This is a genomic window from Prevotella sp. HMSC077E09 (assembly GCF_001814685.1).
Lineage (GTDB): Bacteria > Bacteroidota > Bacteroidia > Bacteroidales > Bacteroidaceae > Prevotella > Prevotella oris.
The window spans coordinates 3,523-5,984 of sequence record NZ_KV817540.1; the positions used below are offsets into that span (position 1 = coordinate 3,523).

The following is a 2,462-nucleotide window of genomic DNA, read 5'->3' on the forward strand; positions in this document are numbered from 1 at the left end:
GAACGGAGATGATGGTACACCAGCAGGAGGGGAATCTTGCCAAACTTACTGCCAAGCGTGACAAGCTGCAGGAGGAAGCCTACCTTAGGAATCCTGAGACAGCCTACCTTGTTTCCAACGAGAAGTTCGATGAGAAGATTGAGGAAATGGGTATCATCGGACCTGAAGATGCCGTGACGATAGCGGGTATGTATGCCGAGCGTGCTGCCTATCAGACCAAGCAATGGATCATGAAGATGGTACACGACCTTTTAGAACTTCTGTTTCATGCTGCAGGACTTATCATCGACACACTACGCACCTTCATACTCATCGTCCTTGCCATTCTCGGTCCGATAGTCTTCGGCATAGCCGTATGGGATGGTCTTGCTGGTTCACTTACGGCATGGTTCTCACGCTATATCTCTGTCTACCTGTGGCTGCCTGTCAGCTCTATTCTTACGGCACTGCTTACGAAAATACAGGTTCTGATGATAGAGAAGGATATTGAAGCACTCAGTGACCCTAACTACCTGCCTGATTCGGGGACATGGTACTACATCGTCTTCTTCCTTATCGGTATTGTAGGCTACTTCTGTGTACCTACCGTGGCAGGATGGATTATCGAAGCGGGTGGTGGTATCGGCTCATACGGTCGTAATGTCAACCAGACAGCACAGCATGGTGCGCAAGGCGCATATACCGGTGGCAAGGCTGCTATGGCTGGCGCAGGTGCTGCTGTGGGAAATGTCGGTGGACGTATCAAGGGTGCACTGCTCAAAGGAAAATAGAAATCGAACAACTATGCTTAATTAATCAATAGATATAAAAGAAAAATGGAATTTAAATCACTTGGTAATATCGAGACCTCATTCAAGCAGATAAGACTCTATGCCTTTGTCTTTGCCATCGTCTGCGTGGCAGTAAGCGGTTATGCCGTCTATGCCTCGTACAGCTTCGCTAAGGAGCAGCGGGAGAAAATCTATGTGCTTGATCAGGGAAAGTCGCTCATGCTTGCCCTCAGTCAGGATGCAAGTAGAAACCGTCCCGTAGAGGCAAGAGAACACGTGCGTCGTTTCCATGAGCTATTCTTCACCATTGCACCCGACAAGGATGCCATTGAGAAGAACATGGAGCGTGCTTTCGTATTGTGTGACAAGTCGGCTTTCAACTATTACAAAGACTTGGCAGAGAAGGGCTATTATAACCGTGCCATATCGGGTAATGTCAATCAGCGCATAGAGGTGGACTCTATTCACTGCAACTTTAATACTTACCCTTATGCGGTAACGACCTATGCACGGGAGTTTATCGTCCGTCAGAGTAATGTTACAGAACGCAGTCTTATTACAACCTGCACGCTGCAGAACTCTGTCCGCTCGGATAACAACCCGCAAGGCTTCCTGATGGAGAACTTCCTTGTCAAGGAGAACAGGGATATACAGACTTATAAACGATAAGGCTATGGCAAGGAAAAGAAACTTTTTACTCTCACGTCACTATCTGCGCTTTCACCTATGGCTTCGCCATCGGTGTGAACGGCTCACGATAAGGCAGAGAAAGGAAATCGTCTATGGGCTGAGTTTCATCTATCTGCTGTGCTCGCTCTGGATGATAGCGCAGTTTTTCCTTCCTCCAAAGAAGGAGAAACTACCCATCCCCACGGGAAAGCTGACGGACAGTCCGATACGGACGGACAGTACTTTCCATGAGTTACACGGCAATTTTTATATACAACATCATCAAACAATCAAAGAAAATGGATAATAAACAGAAAGAACAAATGAAGAAAGGCTTGGTCTTCGGAGGACTGGGACTGCTGTTTGCCCTCTCGATGTGGTTTATCTTCGCACCTTCGGGCAAGGATAAGACTGCAGCGGAGCAGGGACTCAATGACAGTATCCCACAGGCAACGACAGAAAAACTAACGGAGAACAAGCTAAAAGCCTACGAATTAGGCGACAAGGCACACGAGGAAGAACAGACCCGCGAGGAGATGGGCAGACTATCGGACTATTTCGCACAGAACACTGCTCCATCAGAGGTGCAGCGTGCAGAGACAGCTGCTTCTACGGCAAAGATAGAAAACTCCATGCATCGCTATGAAGAGAATAACCGCCTCTTGAACTCCTTTTACGCTCCTGACCCACACGAAGAGGAGCGTGAAGCCCTGCGTTCGGAAATAGATAACCTTAAAAAGGAACTCTCTGCCAAAGACAGCAGGAAGGACAATGAAGAGAAAAGACAGCTTGCACTGATGGAAAAGAGCTATCAGATGGCAGCGAAGTATCTTCCTAAAGCTTCAACTCCACCTACTTTCAATAGTGGTTTGACGGCAGGAAAGGAGAAGACGGAAGACACTGTAGGTGGCTCTGAAGCCGCTAAGGGCAAGACCATGCAGAATGAGAAGCCTGCAATGGAGGTGCTGCCGGAGCGTAGGCAGATAGTATCCTCACTGGGGCAGCCGATGAGCGACGCTGACT

At 48.3% G+C, this 2,462-nt stretch carries 3 protein-coding genes and 1 pseudogene; all 4 read left to right on the forward strand.

Annotation, left to right across the window (positions count from 1 at the left end; translation table 11 throughout):
* The coding region (traJ, locus tag HMPREF2983_RS05365) for a conjugative transposon protein TraJ (protein ID WP_070667272.1) at nucleotides 1-770 on the forward strand (770 nt) is incomplete at its 5' end.
* Nucleotides 771-815: 45 nt separating this feature from the next.
* Nucleotides 816-1,439 (forward strand): conjugative transposon protein TraK, encoded by a 624-nt coding sequence (gene traK / locus HMPREF2983_RS05370; RefSeq protein ID WP_070667275.1) that lies wholly within the window; start codon nucleotides 816-818, stop codon nucleotides 1,437-1,439.
* A gap of 4 nt (nucleotides 1,440-1,443) precedes the next feature.
* Nucleotides 1,444-1,746, forward strand: a complete 303-nt coding sequence (locus HMPREF2983_RS13445) for a hypothetical protein (RefSeq protein WP_083316697.1) — start codon at nucleotides 1,444-1,446, stop codon at nucleotides 1,744-1,746.
* Nucleotides 1,739-2,462: pseudogene (locus HMPREF2983_RS05375) on the forward strand (conjugative transposon protein TraM); the annotation flags it as partial. The gene HMPREF2983_RS13445 and the pseudogene HMPREF2983_RS05375, both read left to right, overlap by 8 nt.